Annotated in this window: 17 protein-coding genes and 1 tRNA gene; 17 read left to right on the top strand and 1 reads right to left on the bottom strand. The window is 31.7% G+C overall.

Annotated features, from left to right (window positions below; genetic code table 11):
• Positions 1-114 precede the first annotated feature (114 nt).
• From argS to ACL_RS02510, 17 genes are all read left to right on the top strand, one after another.
• Positions 115-1,785: an arginine--tRNA ligase gene (gene argS, locus ACL_RS02430; RefSeq protein WP_041633824.1), complete on the top strand. Its 1,671-nt coding sequence runs from the start codon at positions 115-117 to the stop codon at positions 1,783-1,785.
• Position 1,786: 1 nt separating this feature from the next.
• Complete coding sequence (locus ACL_RS02435; protein ID WP_012242436.1) at positions 1,787-2,839, top strand: lysylphosphatidylglycerol synthase transmembrane domain-containing protein; 1,053 nt, start codon at positions 1,787-1,789, stop codon at positions 2,837-2,839.
• Complete coding sequence (gene mgs, locus ACL_RS02440) at positions 2,836-4,032, top strand: alpha-monoglucosyldiacylglycerol synthase (protein WP_012242437.1); 1,197 nt, start codon at positions 2,836-2,838, stop codon at positions 4,030-4,032. The genes ACL_RS02435 and mgs overlap by 4 nt, the downstream gene beginning before the upstream one ends.
• An 18-nt stretch (positions 4,033-4,050) precedes the next feature.
• Positions 4,051-4,134 (top strand) — tRNA-Leu (locus ACL_RS02445).
• Between the two features lie 93 nt (positions 4,135-4,227).
• A complete protein-coding gene (locus ACL_RS02450) occupies positions 4,228-4,785 on the top strand; it encodes a hypothetical protein (RefSeq protein WP_012242438.1) in 558 nt (185 codons plus the stop codon).
• Positions 4,786-4,884: 99 nt separating this feature from the next.
• A complete protein-coding gene (locus ACL_RS02455; protein WP_012242439.1) occupies positions 4,885-5,280 on the top strand; it encodes an arsenate reductase ArsC in 396 nt (131 codons plus the stop codon).
• A gap of 129 nt (positions 5,281-5,409) precedes the next feature.
• Complete coding sequence (locus ACL_RS02460; protein WP_012242440.1) at positions 5,410-6,582, top strand: PTS sugar transporter subunit IIC; 1,173 nt, start codon at positions 5,410-5,412, stop codon at positions 6,580-6,582.
• A gap of 84 nt (positions 6,583-6,666) precedes the next feature.
• A complete protein-coding gene (locus tag ACL_RS02465; protein WP_012242441.1) occupies positions 6,667-8,103 on the top strand; it encodes a nicotinate phosphoribosyltransferase in 1,437 nt (478 codons plus the stop codon).
• A gap of 19 nt (positions 8,104-8,122) precedes the next feature.
• The gene (locus tag ACL_RS02470) at positions 8,123-9,541 is read left to right on the top strand and encodes an MATE family efflux transporter (protein ID WP_012242442.1); all 1,419 of its coding nucleotides are present in this window, start codon (positions 8,123-8,125) and stop codon (positions 9,539-9,541) included.
• Positions 9,538-10,059 (top strand): tRNA (cytidine(34)-2'-O)-methyltransferase, encoded by a 522-nt coding sequence (locus ACL_RS02475; protein ID WP_012242443.1) that lies wholly within the window; start codon positions 9,538-9,540, stop codon positions 10,057-10,059. Before ACL_RS02470 ends, ACL_RS02475 begins: the two co-directional genes overlap by 4 nt.
• Positions 10,060-10,066: 7 nt before the next feature.
• Positions 10,067-10,744 carry a PAQR family membrane homeostasis protein TrhA gene (gene trhA / locus ACL_RS02480; protein ID WP_012242444.1) on the top strand — a complete coding sequence of 226 codons (678 nt, stop codon included), beginning with the start codon at positions 10,067-10,069 and terminating at the stop codon, positions 10,742-10,744.
• Between the two features lie 74 nt (positions 10,745-10,818).
• Positions 10,819-12,000, top strand: a complete 1,182-nt coding sequence (locus ACL_RS02485) for an acetate kinase (RefSeq protein ID WP_012242445.1) — start codon at positions 10,819-10,821, stop codon at positions 11,998-12,000.
• A gap of 302 nt (positions 12,001-12,302) precedes the next feature.
• A complete protein-coding gene (locus tag ACL_RS02490; RefSeq protein ID WP_012242446.1) occupies positions 12,303-13,226 on the top strand; it encodes a branched-chain amino acid ABC transporter permease in 924 nt (307 codons plus the stop codon).
• 2 nt (positions 13,227-13,228) lie between these two features.
• Positions 13,229-14,308: a branched-chain amino acid ABC transporter permease gene (locus tag ACL_RS02495; protein WP_012242447.1), complete on the top strand. Its 1,080-nt coding sequence runs from the start codon at positions 13,229-13,231 to the stop codon at positions 14,306-14,308.
• Positions 14,286-15,269 carry an ABC transporter ATP-binding protein gene (locus tag ACL_RS02500; protein ID WP_197711679.1) on the top strand — a complete coding sequence of 328 codons (984 nt, stop codon included), beginning with the start codon at positions 14,286-14,288 and terminating at the stop codon, positions 15,267-15,269. Before ACL_RS02495 ends, ACL_RS02500 begins: the two co-directional genes overlap by 23 nt.
• Position 15,270: 1 nt before the next feature.
• The gene (locus ACL_RS02505) at positions 15,271-15,975 is read left to right on the top strand and encodes an ABC transporter ATP-binding protein (RefSeq protein ID WP_012242449.1); all 705 of its coding nucleotides are present in this window, start codon (positions 15,271-15,273) and stop codon (positions 15,973-15,975) included.
• A 55-nt stretch (positions 15,976-16,030) separates the two neighbouring features.
• Entirely contained in the window at positions 16,031-17,782 is a 1,752-nt protein-coding gene (locus ACL_RS02510; RefSeq protein ID WP_012242450.1) for an ABC transporter substrate-binding protein, read from the top strand.
• A gap of 82 nt (positions 17,783-17,864) precedes the next feature.
• Here the strand turns inward: ACL_RS02510 and ACL_RS02515 are convergent, their stop codons facing one another.
• Positions 17,865-18,482, bottom strand: coding sequence for a TetR/AcrR family transcriptional regulator (locus ACL_RS02515; RefSeq protein WP_012242451.1), 618 nt, complete (start codon positions 18,480-18,482; stop codon positions 17,865-17,867).
• Positions 18,483-18,693: the final 211 nt, after the last annotated feature.

Raw genomic sequence — 18,693 nt, forward strand, 5'->3', positions numbered from 1 at the left:
GTCACTTTATTTTATCACAAAAATATAAAATGTCCAAAAAGTATGAAAAAACTAATGGAAAAAAATAATTTATCCTAAAAGTTTGATATAATATGATAAATGGAGATGATATGCATGATAGAGCAAATTAAATTAGAGCTCAGACAATTATTATTTGATCATTTAGATATAGAAGATGTTGTATTAGAAGTACCTAAAAGGGGCGATTCTGATTTAGCAATTCCATTATTTGGATATCAAAAACAAATGGGTAAAAAATTACCTGAAATCTTTGACTTATTTAAAGATATATTAATTCAACATCGTTTAGTAGAATCTGTAGTATTTACTGCAGGGTTTTTAAACATCTATCTAAAACGAGTGGATGTATCCAAATCTATTTTAAATTCAATACATGATGAGAAGCAATCCTTTGGTACACAACCAAATAATAATAAAACTATTGTTATCGACTATTCCTCACCTAATATTGCTAAAAGCTTTAGCGTTGGTCATTTACGTTCAACGGTTATCGGTAATAGTTTAAAATTAATTTACCAAAAATTAGGTTATAACGTTGTAGGGATTAATCACCTAGGTGATTGGGGTACACAATTTGGATCTATGATGGTTGCATACCGTATGTGGGGCGACAAAGATAAAATTAAGGCTAATCCTATTGATGAGCTTCAAGCACTTTATGTGCGTTTTCACGAGGCAGCTGAAAAAGATGAATCATTAAAACAAAAGGCTCGCGATGCTTTCTTAAAACTAGAACAAGGGGATCCAGAATACACAAAATTATGGACATATTTTAGAGAAGTATCCCTGCAAGAATTTATGACTATGTATGATATTTTAGATGTTAGTTTTGATAGTTATAATGGTGAAGCATTCTATAATGATAAAATGGATAGAGTAGTTAAAGAATTAGAAGATAAACATTTACTCGTCGAAGATCAAGGTGCGATGGTTGTCAAATTAGAAGATGACACACCACCTGTACTAATTAAAAGAAGTGATGGTGCAACACTATATACTACAAGAGATCTAGCAGCACTACTGTATAGAAATGATACATATCATTTTGATAAGGCATTATATGTTGTTGGTAATGAACAAAAACTCCATTTTGAAAACTTGAAGAAAGTTGTCAAAATGATGGGTTATGATTTTAATATTGAACACATTAATTTTGGCCTTGTTTTACAAGATGGTAAAAAGATGTCTACTAGAAAAGGTAAGACAACAAAGTTAGACTATGTGTTAAATCAAGCCGTATTAAAAGCAAAACAAGCAATTGAAGAAAAGAATCCCAACTTAGAAAATAAAGATCAAGTAGCCAAAGTTGTAGGTATTGGTGCTGTTATCTTTAATGACCTTAAAAATGATAGAACTTTAAATATTGAATTTGATTTAGATGGTATGCTTAAGTTTGAAGGACAAACTGGGCCATATCTGTTATATTCTATCGTAAGAATTTTCTCTATTCTAAAATCAAATACAATAGATATTACTCAAGTAGACTATACACTATATCAAGATGAAATCTATTATAGTTTAATTAAAGTACTTGATCAATTCCCAAGTGTTGTACAAAGAGCAGCAGAAAGTTATTCACCATCTACAGTAGCTAAATATTTATTACAATTATCACAAGAATTTAATACATTTTATGCTAAAGTAAAAATTAATGATAGTAATGATGTTGTAAGACAAACAAATCTATTATTAGTAGAAAGTATTTTAAATATCTTAATCGAGGGTTTAAGACTTCTAGGTATGAAACATTTAGAAGCAATGTAATATGGAAAATAATAGTAATAATAACAACAATACAAAATCAAATAAATTATGGTTAAATGGAATCGTTGTAGTAGTTATACTGTTAACGCTTTTCACTATAGTTGGTAGTTTAAACGATTTTAATGAAATATTAAGTACAATCAAAACCATGGATAACAGGTTTTTATGGCTAGCATTAGGAGCAAGTTTTTTAAGTTTTGTCTTCTTATCGATTTCTAATCACATTGTACTTAGAGCATTAAATAAAGAGATCAGTTTAGTGGATGGTTTCTTAATTCAGTCGATTGAGACATTTTTCAACGGTATCACGCCATTTTCAAGTGGTGCACAACCATTTCAGTTATATTATTATAGAAAAATGGGTGTACCATCTAATCAAGCAACATCCGTACTTGCGGTAAACTTTATTATCTTTCAAACGGTATCTGTTACATTATCTACAATCGGTATAGCTATTTATTTCCAAGACATATTAAATGTCATGGGTCATAATATCATCTATATACTTATTGGATATACGATAAATACTACGATCCTAGTTGGATTATTCTTATTAGGATATGTTCGAACTGCATATAAATTATTTGAAGCGATTTTTACATTCTTTGAGCGATTTAATTGGACTAAAAAAACTGCGAATCGCCTAAAATCAAGAACAGAGAAGTTTGTTGGTGAGTTTCAAGGTGGTGTTAAGTTCTTATTTACAAAGAAACGTGTATTTATCTTAAGTTCACTTACCAAACTTATTTCTCTAGCTTTATTATATTCAACAACTGTAATCATTGTAAGAGCACTTGGTCAAACAATAACCACAACGAATGCGTTTTATCTATTTTATTCGAGTATATTAGCAGTTACAACCATGATGTTTGTACCCCTACCAGGTGCAAGTGGTGGTACAGAGATTTCTTTCAGTTTACTATTAACAGGTAAAATGCCTAGTGTACAAGTTGTAACTGTCATGTTAATATGGCGTATTATTACTTATTACTTAGGTTTACTATTTGGCTTTATTGGATTCTTATTATTAAAAACTAGGAGAACTATAAAATGAGAATAGGCATATTTTCAGAAGCGTATTTACCACTGATTTCAGGTGTAGTTACATCAGTAGTTAATTTAAAAGAAGGATTAGAGGCTTTAGGACATGAAGTCTATGTCATTACGCCTATTCCATCTAAAGATAAATTTGAAAATGATCCAAGTGTAATTCGTATTCCTGGGTGGGTTATACCAAGAAAATCCTTAAAGGGTTTCAGATTAGTTCCTTTTGTTAAAAGATATGTAAGAAAAATGCGTAAACTAAAGCTTGATGTTGTACATATACACACAGAGTTTTCTATGGGTAAACTAGGTTTAGCAGTTGCCAAAAAAGAACGTATTCCAAGTGTATATACATTACATACAAGTTATCAAGACTATACACACTATGTTTCAAAACTTCTTACTAGATTTGCACCAAATGCAGCTAAAAAATTAGCGGGTAAAATAAATAATCAATATACTAAAAATTGTCATATGACAATCGTTCCAACTAAGAAAATTTATGATAAAATGATTAGGTTGAAACATGATGGTGAGTTTACAATTATCCCTTCAGGTATCAATTTAAAACCTTTTTATAAGTCAAGTTACACATCTGAACAGGTACAAGCACTTAAAGATAAATTAGGTATTAGAAATGATGAATTTGTAGCAATCCTAGTAGCAAGAATTGCTAAAGAAAAATCAATTGGTGATTTGGTTGAAGCCTTTGTAGAGTTCTATAAATCTTATCCTAACTCTAGATTCATCATCATTGGTGATGGTCCAGATAAACCAGTCCTAGATAAACTGATTGATTCTAAAAAAGCATCTAAGTATATTAATACTTTAGGATTTGTCAAAAATGCAGAAGTAGGTCTTTATTATCAAATTGCAGATGTATTCTTAAATGCATCTACAACTGAAACACAAGGACTAACCTATGTTGAGGCACTTGCAGCTTCCCTTCCTATTATTGTAAGATATGATGATGTATTTGATGCCTTTGTTGAAGATGGTAAAAATGGTATCTTCTTTAATAAGAATGAAGAACTAGTTAAACATCTCATTCACATTAGACAAAACCCTGAGATATTAGGCACACTATCTAAAAACGCTGAAATCTCAACAAAGCCATATGCTAAAGAAGTATATGCGAAAAGTTGTGAAACATTATATCTAGATTTAATTGATAAAAATAACAAAAAATTGAATAAAAAGTAGGCTTATGCCTGCTTATATCCCCGTGTGGCGAAATGGTAGACGCGCTTGACTCAAAATCAAGTAGTGAAGACTGTGCTGGTTCGAGTCCGGTCACGGGGACCAATCTTAAAGTTAAAGTTTTTCGAGACCCAACAAGGGATATGAAAAACTTTTGTTTTAGTAACAGATGTTTCTTTAAAAAAGAGGTATAATCCAATGAAAAAACAAGTGATTCAACGTACAGAGACCATTGATTTAGTAAATGGTAAGAAAGTATTTTTTGACTATGATGGTAACTTATTTTCAATTAATAGAGAAGTTCCAGAATATAGACACTACAATGTACCTAAAGATGTTGAGGATGTTTGGAAGAAAACCATCATAAATAATCTATTAGAAGAAGTTGAAAATTCTATAGGGTATGAAAAAACTGTAAAAGTTACGAAGTTATTAGCAATTTATGGTCATTCTAATAATATTCAATTATTAGAAGCATTACTTGAAGATGATACATTAGATACATTTTCAAAAATATTGTACCTGGAAGACTTAAACCGAGAAAAATTAGGTGTTAATATTTCAATTAAGTATAAAATATTAAAGATTGAAGATCCTAAATCTTATATCACAGATTTAAATGATAAAATCTTAGATTACAAATCAAAGCTTTTAAACAGTCCTATCACAATAGATGAAAGTTTTAAACAAAACTACGCATTAAAATATTATGACTTTAGTGATGAAAATATCATTAGAAGAATAGAAAATATATAATATACCTTCAATGTAAAATCTTAGTAAAACATGGTGTCAATTATATAAAAATTCAATGTACACATGTTACAATGAAGTTATATTGTTAAAGAGGTGTCCATGAAAAAAATCGCATTTGTATGTGTACATAACAGTTGCCGTAGCCAAATGGCTGAAGGGTTTGCAAAAGCATATGGTGAAGGTATTATCGAAGTATATTCTGCTGGAACTGAAAACTATCCTGAAGTTAAACCACTTGCTGTAGAAGTCATGCATGAAGTTGGTATAAACCTAGATAGCCAGTACCCTAAACTACTCGATGAAATTCCTATACCTGATATATTAATCACCATGGGATGTAATGCAAATTGCCCATGGGTACCTAATGATTATCACGAGGATTGGGGTTTGGATGATCCAAGTGGTAAAGGTATTGAAGCATTTAGGGTCACCAGAGAACTTATTAAAACTAAAGTAATTGAACTCATAAATCTCGTAAAAAATGAGCAAATATAACACTATAAATTAATAATTTAAAAAAGTACACAAAAAACTCATGTTTTTTGTGTTTTCCATGTTTTTATTGTATAAAAATGCTATATTAGTAACGTTAAAACAAATTCAGAAGAAAGAAGAAGAACACACATGGAAAAATCAAGTAACATGGGTGTAGATTTGGCATCATCTACACCAACATTCTGGAATAAGGTCAAAACATTTTTATCTAAAACATTAAATGGGATGACATTTGGTATATTTGGAACGATTGTTGTTGGAGCAATTATCCAAACATTAGGGATCATTACAGGTATTGATGTATTAAATTTAAGAGTAGCACCTGTATTAACCTCACTTTTAGGTATGGGGATTGGTCTAAGTATTGGTTTATCACTAAAAGTCGATGGCTTAAAACTCATTATGTTATCTGTTGCAGGTGGTATTGGAACACTTGTTAAAATTGACTTTAGTATGCCTGGGTGGTTTGATCCAGTTAAAGTATCAAACAATCCAATTACAGCCTATTTTGTAGTTATTGGGGCATATTTTGCAATACAAGCCATCTTTAGAAAGAAAACAGCCTATGATTTATTCTTTATTCCAATTGTAGGTATATTGTCAGCTGTTTTAGTAACTTATCTCATTTCATGGCCAATTGATCGTTTTATGGAAATGATTTATAGCACGATTAAATTCTTTATGCAGTTAGAACCTTTTGTGACATCTGCATTTGTAGCACTTATATTTGGTATTTTATTAACATTACCATTTATTAGTAGTGCCGGTGTTGCTATTGCAGTATTTTCTGTACCATTTGGAGTAGGCAATGCACTAGCTATTCCAGATCCTATTGCAATTGCAGCAATGTGTGCTGCAGCGATTGGTTGTTCAACACAAATGGTAGGTTTTTCTGTTCAAACCCTAAGAAAAAACAATCTAGGGTCAATTTTTACAGTTGGCCTTGCTAGTTCAATGTTCCAATTTAAAAATGTTATGAGAAAACCAATTGTTTGGGCACCAACTTTAATCGCAAGTTTCATCTTAGCACCACTAAGTTACTTCATTTTTGATGGTTATCAATGGTTTATTAATCTTATACCAGTAGGACATCAATTTAGTGCAGTATGGGCTGGTATGGGGACATCCGGATTGGTTGGAATTCTACAACCACTTACAATCACTAATTTTTCATTAGATGGTTGGTTATTTGTAAGTTCCATGATACTATTTCCATTAGTCTTAGTATTTTGGTTAGATGTTGTATTTATTAAATTAAATTGGTATACAGAAAACGATCTTATTTTAGATGCAAATTTATAAGAAAAATCCCTTAATTGGGATTCGTTTTTCTTTCGTCTAGTATTAAAAAAAATACATGATAAAATACCTTTAGGAGATGATTTTATGAAACGAAATTTAGCGTTATTAACAGACTTTTATGAACTGACTATGTCCAATGGATATTTCAAAGATAACCGCCATAATCAAGTGGCAGTATTTGATGTATTCTTTAGAAGTATTCCAGATGATGGCGGTTATGCAATATTTGCTGGTCTAGAATCTATTATTGAATACATTAAGAATTTAACATTTGATAAAGAATCAATTGAATTTTTAAGAAATAAAAAAATATTTGATGAAGGTTTTTTAACTTATTTAGAAAACTTTAAATTTACCTCTGATGTTTACGCGATCAAAGAAGGTACTCCAATTTTCCCTAATGAACCATTAATGGTTATTAAAGGACCTATCATTGAATGTCAACTCATTGAAACATTTGTACTACTTTCAATTAATCATCAATCCTTGATTGCAACAAAGGCATCAAGAATTGTAAGAGAAGCAAAAGGTAGACCAGTCTTTGAATTTGGTGCAAGAAGAGCACATTCTTATGATGCAGCAAATCTAGGTGCTAGAAGTGCATATATTAGTGGTGTTACAGGTACGTCAAATACCTTAGCTGACTTTATGTATGGCATTCCATCTTCTGGTACAATGGCACATTCCTATGTTCAAAGTTTTCCTAGTGAATATGAAGCATTTAAGAGCTATGCCCTAAATTACCCAGATAACTGTTTATTATTAGTAGATACCTATGATACTTTACATGAAGGTATTCCAAATGCTATAAGAATTCATAATGAAGTTTTAAAGCCAATGGGTAAATACTTAAAAGGTATTCGAATTGATTCGGGTGACTTAGCTTATTTATCTAAGAAAGTACGTGCTTTATTAGATGAAGCAGGTCTAACTGAAACTAAGATTACTGTATCGAACTCATTGGATGAGTTTATTATCAGAGACTTGATCGTACATCAAGAAGCAGAAATCGATGCTTTTGGTGTCGGTGAAAGATTAATCACTGCAAGAAGTGAGGCGGTCTTTGGTGGTGTATTTAAGTTAAGTGCAATTGAAGAAAACGGTCAAATTGTGCCGAAAATTAAAATTTCTGATAATGTTGCAAAAACAACTATTCCAGGATTTAAGCAACTTTATCGCTTCTATGATGAAAATGATATGGCCATAGCAGATGTCATTACACTTCACAATGAAGAAATAGATCCATCTAAACCATATACATTATTTGATCCAAATCATCCTTGGAAACAAAAGGTGGTAGAAAAATATAGAGTAGAAAAACTTTTAGTACCTATCTTTGAAAAAGGTAAACTAGTTTATGAACTACCTTCAATAGAAGCAATTAGAAAACATAAAGAAATTAATTTTAATAAACTTTGGAAAGAAGTAATACGTTTAAAGTTTCCACATGAATACTATGTTGATTTATCACAAGATTTATGGGATTTACGACGAGCATTAGTAGTTAAGCATAAACATTAGAAAGTAGAACCTGATAATCATGGAACAAGGCATTTCAAAAAATACACAACGCATGTTAAACGGGAAGCATATATGGCTATATATGCTCCTTTTATCGTTACCGATACTTATTAACAACTTGATCAAGTCTTTTAATGGTATGGTTGATATTTATTTTATCGCTCGCATCAAAGATGTAAGTACTGAGACGATTGACTCAGCTATAGCTGCATTAAACATTCATGAGTCATTTAATAACCTCATTTTAGCAATTGGTGTTGGTTTATCGATTGCAGCTATGGCGATTGTATCCCAATTTGTAGGGGCTAAAAGGGAAGATAAAGCAAAATTCTATGCTGGTCAACTTCTTACAATAGCACTTATTGTTGGGATTGCATTAACGCTTGTAATTCTAGGTTTTTCTTGGTTCTTTATTGATTTGTTGGGAGCTAAGGGACAAACATTTAATTTTGCTTTAGAATATTTCAATATTCGAAGTCTTGAACTTGTAGGTGTTATATTTTTCTTGGTTTATCAAGCGATTAGACAAGCCCAAGGATCAACCATTACACCTACGCTTTTAAATATTGGCGGTATTTTGGTAAATATAGGTTTTACATGGTATTTTGTTGAAGTGCTTAACTGGGGTGTAGCAGGCTCTGCTTGGGCAACATTAATCGGTAACTTAATTTTTGTTCCACTGATGATTCTAGATTTATTTATTAGTCGCCGATACATGAGATTAAAATTAAGTGCCTTTGTACCTAAAAAGAAAACTCTAAAAGAAATATGGCCATTTGCATACCCTGCAACCGTGTCACACTCTGTAACATTTTTAGGATTTTTAATTATTAATTCATTCGTTTTAAGTCAGTTTGGAGATGTCATATCGGCATCATTTTCAACCGGTAATAAACTAAGTAATTTACTTATGAATCCAATTTATGCAATTACCACGATTGGTGCAGTATTTATCGGTGCAAACATCGGTAACAGACAACCCGAAAGAGCACTAAAAGTATATAAACAATCTGGTAGAATGACCTTTACAATTACCGTAGTAGCAATTCTTGTAGCTATACTATTTAGAAAAGAATTTGTAACTTTATTAGTAGGTACACAAAATGATCGATTAATTGAAGTATCGGTAGAATATACATTATGGTTACTACTAACTCAACCCGTAATGTCGATCTTCCAAAACTATATGGCGATTTTTAATGGAAGTGGACAGTCTAAGCTTGGACTTAAAGCACAATCATTTAGATTATGGGGATTACGTATTCCACTATTATTTGGTCTATGGTTCTTATTCCCTGAAATGAAATATAGTGTTGTTTGGACAGCGATGAATATATCCAATGTGATTGCTTTATTCCATGCACACTACTTAAGAAAAAACATTGAACTAGATATCAAAGTGAATTTAGAAGATGATGAAAGTGAGGTGCTCGTATGATACATGTTGTATTATGCCAACCTGAAATTCCTCAAAATACTGGAAATATCATGCGTACATGTGTAGGTAGTGGTGTCCATCTGCACTTAATTAAACCCCTTGGTTTTAAAATAGATGATACTAAACTTAGACGTAGTGCTGTGGATTATTATGATGCTTTAAATTTTGAAATTCATGAAGATTTTGAAAGTTTTCAAAATGAACATCCAGGCACATACTTATATCTATCAAGATATGGTAGGAAAACTCATAGTGCACCGAATTATCAAGCGATTAAAGGTGATATCTATTTAGTCTTTGGATCTGAATCTTACGGAATTGACAGAGCATTATTAAGTAAAAATATTGAAAATACATTTAGAATACCTACAAATGATAAAATTAGAAGTCTTAACTTGTCAAATGCTGTGGCAATTACAGTCTATGAAGTATTAAGACAGTTAGGTTATCCTGAGTTAAGTGAAGAAGAACCGGAAAGTCTAAAAGGATCAGACTATTTAAAACAATTTAAGGAGTAATTAGAGGATGAGTAAAAAAGTAAAAAAAGAAAAAAGAATTCAAACAATTGGTGAAGAAGTAGCAAATAGTGTATCACATGGTCTGATGACAGTATTTGGTATCGTCGGTTTAATTATGATGCTTATCAAATCCACGGATGGATTTGAAGTAGCGAGTGCCATCATATTTGGACTTTCAATGATTATACTATACTTAAGTTCAACCATGTATCACGCGCTTGCATTTACAGGTGCTAAATCAGTATTTAAAAGATTTGATCACATTGGTATTTACATGCTAATAGGTGGTACGTTTGCACCCATATTCTTATTGTTACCAGCTTTTAGAGTACCTATATTTGGTATGGAAGGTTGGTTACCTTTAGGTTTATTACTTTGTATACTACAATGGGTTTTAATTATTACAGGTATGGTATTTAAATCCATTTGGGTTTACAGATTTCAAACCATGCATATTGTCATATTCTTATTACTTGGCTGGAGCGGTTTATACTTTATGATTGACCTTTATAAATATAGTCCATCAACTATGTGGCTGATTTTATTAGGTGGTCTTAGTTATTCGATTGGTGTTATATTTTATAAACAATCAGATAAACCGTATTTTCACTTCATCTGGCACTTGTTTGTAGGTTTGGGTACAATCCTACAATTTATGGCAATTTATAATTATTTAATAATTTAAAAACTAAAATTATGTTAATACTTGAATATTTATTCATGTTGAGTTAAAATCAAATAAGATAGGAAGGTAATATTATGAAAATTTTATCGGTTAACGCTGGAAGTTCCAGTTTAAAGTTCCAATTATTACAAATGCCAGAAGAATTTGAAATCGCATCTGGTTTAGTTGAAAGAATTGGTAATAAAAATGCAGAATTTAAAATTAAATTTAACGGCTCATCTAAAACTCAAAGTGATTTAGTCGTTTTAGATCACTCAGTAGCTGTTGATTTAGTTATCAAAGGTTTACTAGAAAATAAGGTGATTGCTTCTTTAGATGAAATTCAAGGCGTTGGACACCGTGTTGTTCAAGGTGGACAATTATTTAAAGAATCTGTAGTCATTGATGATGATGTGGTTATCAAAATTGCATCTTTAAATGACTTGGCACCACTTCATAATCCAGCAAACATTATTGGTATTAATGCTTTTAGAAAAGCGATATCAAATGTAATTCATGTTGCAGTGTTTGATACAACATTCCATCAAACTATGCCAGAAGAAAACTTCTTATATGGTACACCATATGAGTGGTATACAAAACATGGTGTTAGAAAATATGGTTTCCACGGTACATCACACCAATATGTATCTGAACTTGCACATGCACGTTTAGGCAAAGATCATTCAAGAATAATTGTTGCTCATATCGGTAATGGTGCATCTATTACAGCTGTAAGAGATGGTAAGAGTATTGATACATCTATGGGCTTAACACCACTTGAAGGCTTCCCAACGGGAACACGTAGTGGTAATGTAGACCCAGCAATCTTCCAATTAATGCAACAAAAAGAAGGTTATTCATTAGAAAAAACTTTAAACGAGTTAAATAAAAATAGTGGATATCTAGGTATTTCAGGGGTTTCACATGACTCTAGAGATATTATTGCTGCAGCAGAAGGCGGCAACAAACGTGCTCAGTTAGCACTTGATATTCAAGCTAAACGTATTGTTGATTACATTGCATCCTACTATGTTTTACTAGGTGGTTTAGATGCTTTAGTATTTACTGCAGGTATTGGAGAAAATGCAAAGGAAGTTAGAAAACTTATTTGTGACAGACTTGGTGTATTAGGCATCAAACTTGATGATAATAAGAATAATTCAAGAGGCGATAAAGAAATTTCTAGTGATGCTTCAAATGTTAAAATTTGGGTTATTCCTACAAATGAAGAAGTCATGATCGCTCGTGATGTATTAAGATTACAAAACAAATAGTATATTTAAGTCTAAAAGCTCTGATAATTTAGTGTTATCAGGGCTTTTATATTTCATTAAATAGTTTCTGTAAATGGAAAAATCTAAAGTGTATTGACTAGTAAAATATAAAATGATATAATCAAAAATGTAAGGTGAACATATATTCATATTCTTAAACCGATTATGGACAATATATTCGTTATCTGGTTATCAAGTTTCAAAACTATTTTTTTTCTAACAAAAAGTAAGCGTTTTCTAAAAAAACTAGAAACCATTAATCTAGAAAAAAAAGACCTAAACTAAGTCTACAGGAGGACATTATGCAAATAGTAGTTGACATATTAAATTCAATTCTATTTGATGCGGCGATTTTATCGCTCGTCACAATGGGTATTGTATTAATATTTAGAACTTCAATCACAACAAACTTTGCACAAGGTACGATTGCAACATTCTCTGCTTATACAGTTACAGCAATAGTTGATCTCGTGTTTCGTGCTTACTTACCAAATATGCCAATGGCACTAATTTTAATTCTTTCTATGATCATTGGTATTATTACTGCATCTTTAATTGGTTTATTTATAGATGTTGTATTAATCAGACATTCAAGATTTACAAACCCTATTGCAAAACAAATGATAACCATGGGTGTTATCATGCTTTTGACAGGTTTACAAACTGTTATATTCACTCAGTTAGGTATGGAAACAAGAACACCACAATTTTTCACTGATAGTTTAGGAACTCATAAAATCATTTCTTATGTTCTCACTATCGTTGTAATTGGTACAATCTTCGTAATGCTTAAGTTCACTAAATGGGGAATTGGTGTTAGAGCAACAGCATCTAATGAAAAAGTTGCAAGTATGATGGGTGTTAATACAAAGAGAATTACTTTAACATCTTGGGCGATTGCCAGTGCATTAGGTGCATTAGCAGCTGCACTTTATGCGCCAACAATCTTTACACTATCACCAAACATGATGGTAGGTATGCAAGTTAATGGATTCTTAGCAGCAGTATTAGGTGGATTTACATCTTTTGGTGGTCCAATCATTGCAGCAGTTTTAATGACTTCTGCAAGAGTGATTGCAACAAAATTATTATTTGGTGTTCCAGTAGTAATCTTGGGATCACAAATTGATGTATGGGTTCCAGCATTTGTGTATCTTGTATTATTTATCGTAATTCTATTTAAGCCTTTAGGTTTATTTGGCAAGAAAATAGTGAAGAAGGTATAGATATGAAAGACAAGATGATTAAATTACGCAAAAGTATGGCTTCATATATTAGCCTTTCAAATTTACCTAAAATATTATTATTTATGTTCTTAATGTTGGTAGTGCCTCTATTATTGGGTTTTCCAGCATCTACATTAACATTCTTAACTAAATTTATGGTGTTATCTATTGTTGGTTTAGGATTTTCAATATTACTTGGCTATACAGGCTTAGCATCATTAGGCACTGCAGGATTTATCGCAATTGGTACATATGTATTAGGTTTTATGCATAATCAAATGAACGCAAGTTTATTTGTAGTGATCATTGTAGGTATTGCCCTAGCTTTACTATTAGGTGCGATTGTTGGTGTCATTTCCTTACGTATTGAAGGAATGTATTTGGCAATTATTACACTTGGTTTATCTGAAATTATAATTGAGTTTTTAAGGAATGCAATTTCAATAACTAACGGTAATGGTGGACTACAATTACAAGGATTTAGTATCTTTGGCATTACCCACTCAACTGTTAATCTGGAGTATATTCAAGCATTCTATATATTCATTATAGTTGTCTTAGGTATCTTCATGTTACTTTACTCAAATATCGTTACATCTCAAACAGGTCGTGCGATGCTTGCTGTTAAAAATAATACAAGTGCTGCACAAGCTATGGGTATTTCAATCTTAAAATATAGATTATTAGCGTTTATCTTATCTACAATTACAGCATTAGTTGGTGGTATCTTATATGTGTCAATTGATGCTTACACAGAACCAAACCTTTGGACACTTGCTATCTCGTTAAATATTTTAGCTGCTATTATCTTAGGTGGATCTAAATCGATGTGGGGTGTTTTAATTGGTATGTTTATCATCTTTGGTTTAAGGGATGTTGTATTGGTTCGTGTACCTTTCTTTGCTGAAAACGGAAATGCTATATTCTTCTTTACAGGAATTATTGTCATATTAATTATTATGTTCTACCCACAAGGTTTAATTAAATTACTTGAAAAACAGTGGTTTAAACTTAAGAACTATATAAAAAACAAGATGAATAAGAAGGGAGTTTTAGAACATGAAAATGTCAAAAAAGATTAATCAGATAAAACTCAATTGGCTTATTCAAAGAAAAAAAGCATTAAATCTAAAAATTGATTATTACAAGTTGCAAGATAAAGTGGATAGAGTAACTAGTCTGAAACTTAAACTTGATCACATCAATAAGTCTATTGAAAAGATAGTACAACTTCAGGATAATCAAAATAGTTATTCAATCGATGAAGGTGTGATACTGGATATTCAAAATCTAACCATGAAGTTTGGTGGATTAACAGCAGTAGATGATTTAAGTTTTAAAGTGAAAAAAGGCGAGATATTTGGACTTATCGGACCAAACGGTGCTGGTAAAACTACAATATTTAACTGTATTACACAGTTTTATAAGACACCTCATGGACGTACTTTCTTTGTTAATAATGAAAATGAGTTAGTTAATTTAAGTGAGATTGCTGTGCATAACGTCATTAAAGAAGGTGTTGTAAGAACGTTCCAAAATATTGAACTTATTTGGGAACTATCTATCTTAGAAAACTTACTGATAGCTGGACATACATTATATACTTCAAATTTCTTTGATCACTTATTTAGAACCCCTAAGTATCGTAGAGAAGATAAAGTAATTCGTGCTAAAGCAATGCATATTCTTAAAGAGCTAAACTTAGAAGCTTATACACACGTATATCCTCTAGGGTTACCTTATGGTATCTTAAAATTAGTAGAACTTGCTCGTACATTAATGACAAATCCATCACTTATCATCTTGGATGAACCAGCTGCTGGTTTAAATGAACAAGAAACTGAAAAATTAGCACAAACCATCAAAAAGATTCAACAAGATTTTAAAGCAACCATATTCTTGGTTGAACACGATATGGGTTTTGTGATGAATTTATGTAATACAATTTGTGCAATATCCTTTGGTAAAATGCTTGCCATAGGTACACCTGAAGAAATTAAGAAGCATCCTAAAGTACAAGAAGCATATTTGGGTGGTGAATAACATGAACATTATTGAAATTAAAGATCTTGTGATCGATTACGGTATCGTAAGAGCTGTAAAAGGTGTCAACCTCAACGTAAAAAAAGGAACCATTGTTGCCCTACTTGGCTCTAATGGTGCGGGTAAAACCTCACTTATTAGATCCGTATCTGGAGCAACCAAAGTGAAATCTGGTGAAATTTTATTTAATGGCGTAGATATTAAAAATATTGAACCTTATAAAATTGCTGGTATGGGTGTTAAACAATCACCTGAAGGTAGAATGATTCTAAATGGTCTTACTGTTGAAGAAAATCTATTAGTTGGTGCCTACACAGTACCTAAAAAGCGTATTCCAGAGTTACTACAAAGTGTATATACTTATTTTCCTAGACTTCAAGAAAGAAGAAAGCAACAAGCATCTACCTTATCCGGTGGAGAGCAACAAATGCTTTCAATTGGTAGAGCACTTATGGGAGAACCAGAAGTATTACTACTAGATGAACCATCTTTAGGTCTCGCACCACTCATTGTTAAAGATATATTTGAAATTATTATTAAAATTCGTGATGCTGGTAAAACAATTCTAATTGTTGAGCAAAACGCATTACAAACACTTAAAATTGCAGATTATGCATATATTCTTGAATTAGGTAAGATCGTAAGTGAAGGTAAAGGTCAAGACCTAGTGAAAGATGAATCGCTAATCAATGCATATTTAGGTTAAGCATTAAATAAGGGTATTTAAAAAGCCGTTGGCTATAAAAAAAAGGAGAAGTAAGATGAAAAAAATATTAGGTTTATTTTTACTAGTTCTTTCAGCTTTAGTACTTGTAGCATGTACTGAAACAAAAGTTGAAATCGCTAGATTATCAGTTACGCCACCTACTAAAGTAGAATACGAAGTTGGTGAAGCGTTTGATGCAACTGGTATGGTTGTAAAAGCAATCTATACTGATGGAACTGACAAAACTTTAACAAGTTCAGAATACGAACTTTCTGGTTTTAGTTCAGCAACTCCAGGATTGGTAACTGTTACAGTAACTTACAATGAAGTTACTGAAAAGTTTGGTGTGGCAATCTTTGATAAAGATGCACCTGAAACAGCTTTAGCTATTCGTGTTTTAAGCACACCTGATCAACAATTTTATACAGTATCTGAAGAATTCGATCCAACAGGTCTTGAGGTAGAAGTTACATACTCAACAGGTAGAAAAGAAATTCTAGATGCAAGTGAATATCAATTACTAGGATTTAAGAAAGGTATCATCGGCAAATACGATGTAGTTGTTAAATTTGGGGATCTAGAAACAACATTCTTTACTCAAGTTAGAGCAACTAATGTCCAAGGTGTGACTGATACAACTATTAAAGTAGGTAACACTGCTGCTATTACTGGTACTTATTCATTTATCGGTATTCCATTTGTTGCTGGTATGAAAGCCGCTTTTGAAGTAGTTAATGAAGCTGGTGGTATTGATGGAAGATTAATCGAATACGTAAACAGAGATGATGGTTTTGATGCAAACGTTGGTATTACTAATACAGGTAAATTAATCAATGAAGATAAAGTATTTGCATTAGTTGGTCACTTTGGAACAGGTACTGTTGCTGCAACTATCCCTACAATTAGAGAAGTTGGTATTCCAATGGTTTATGCAGCTACAGGTGTAAATAATTTATACTTTGAAGTAAGTCCTTTAAATCCAGTTATGCCAGTTCAACCAATCTACTTAACAGATGGTAGAATTATGACAGCTAGAGCATTAAAAGAAGCAGTTTATGGTCCAAATAAAGACCAAAAATTAGGTGCTAATGATAAAGTTGGTGTTCTATACTCTGCAGCTTTAGATGGTACTTCAATTAAAGAAGGTGTTGAAGTTGAAGCTAAGACTCATGGCGTTAATGGAAACTTCATCTACCAAGTATTTGATCCACAAAATACTGCTCAATTAACAACTACAATTCAAAGTTTTAAAACTGCTGGTGTGAAGTCAATTATTGTTGCTGCTAACCAAGCAGGTTTCAAATCTGTAATTGGTACAATGCAAGCTGAACAATTAAATGTTCCTACATTCACATCTTATGTAAATGCTGATGCAACTGCTGTTGATGCAAATACAGCTTATACATTTGATATTTATACAAATGCTTGGGTAGACATTCTTTCTGAAGAAGGTCAAGCGTCAGCAGGTGTATTCGTTCAAGCAATCATGGGAGCATCATTCTTAACAGAAGCTGAAAGAACTGCTTATGCAGGTAACTCATTTGCAATCGCTGGTTATATTGCTGCTATTAACTTTATTGATGGTTTAAAACGTGTTGAAGCAAATGAACAAGATTTAACTTGGGAAACATTTATTAAAGCTATGGAAGAAGGTCCACTTGATATTCCAATGGGTGGTACTGTAGACTTCTCTGGTGGTAAACGCTGGGGTATCGCTTCTATGTCATTATTAAAATATAACTCAACTAGCAAGACTTTTGATTTAGTTGAACCAATTGAAACTTTAGAAACAATTCAAAATAAGTAAAATCTTCTAAAAAGACGATTAAAAAAGAGAAATTCAATATTTTGGATTTCTCTTTCTTTATCGTAAATAAAATATTTAGTTATTAGTTTGACCGATTAGTAAACATACCATATTTTAGGAAATAAATAACTTGATCAACGATTCTATCTATTTCAGCATCTGAAATTTTATCCTTGAATAAGATTTGCATACCGATGAAATTAGATATACCCATGAGCATAAACGCAAGGGTTTCTAGATCAATATTTGAATCCACTTCATGCGCATCGACTGCAGTTTGAAGATTCTTCATGTAAACTTTAGCAAAGTTACTGTAGTAATCTTGGAATAAGTCATGATCTACAAACATAGACTCCCAAATGATTCTGTAGCTAAGTGGATCTTGTCTAGAAAAATTAATGAATGTTTTTAGACCAACACGTTCTTTTTCTTCCCTTGTTGGTAAATCTTTTATTGCAATTTGAATTATTTTACGAATTTGTTTAGAATAGTCATTTAATAGATAATCATAAACGGCTCTTTTGTCGTCAAAATAAATATAGAAAGTTCCGATAGCAACCTTTGCCTCAGCAATAATTTCATTGGTAGAAGTAGCTAAAAAACCTTTCTCGGCAAAGAGTTTACGAGATACTTTTAGTATACGGTAAAAAGATTTGTAACCTGTCTGTGTTTTAGGTAATCTTATAGAATTTGATGTCATACACACGCTCCTGTTAAGTGATTAAATTTTGTTATTAAATTGAAATGATTTCACTGAAATGTGAACATAGATTCATTATACACTATTTACATTCTATTCATATAAAAAATAGCATTTATCATTGATTTTATATAGTAAAACGCTTCGATAATACGAAAATCAGAATTTAATCAAATAAAATGGAGAAAAAATATAAAGCGTTTTCATTTTG

Source organism: Acholeplasma laidlawii PG-8A (assembly GCF_000018785.1).
GTDB lineage: Bacteria > Bacillota_I > Bacilli_A > Acholeplasmatales > Acholeplasmataceae > Acholeplasma > Acholeplasma laidlawii.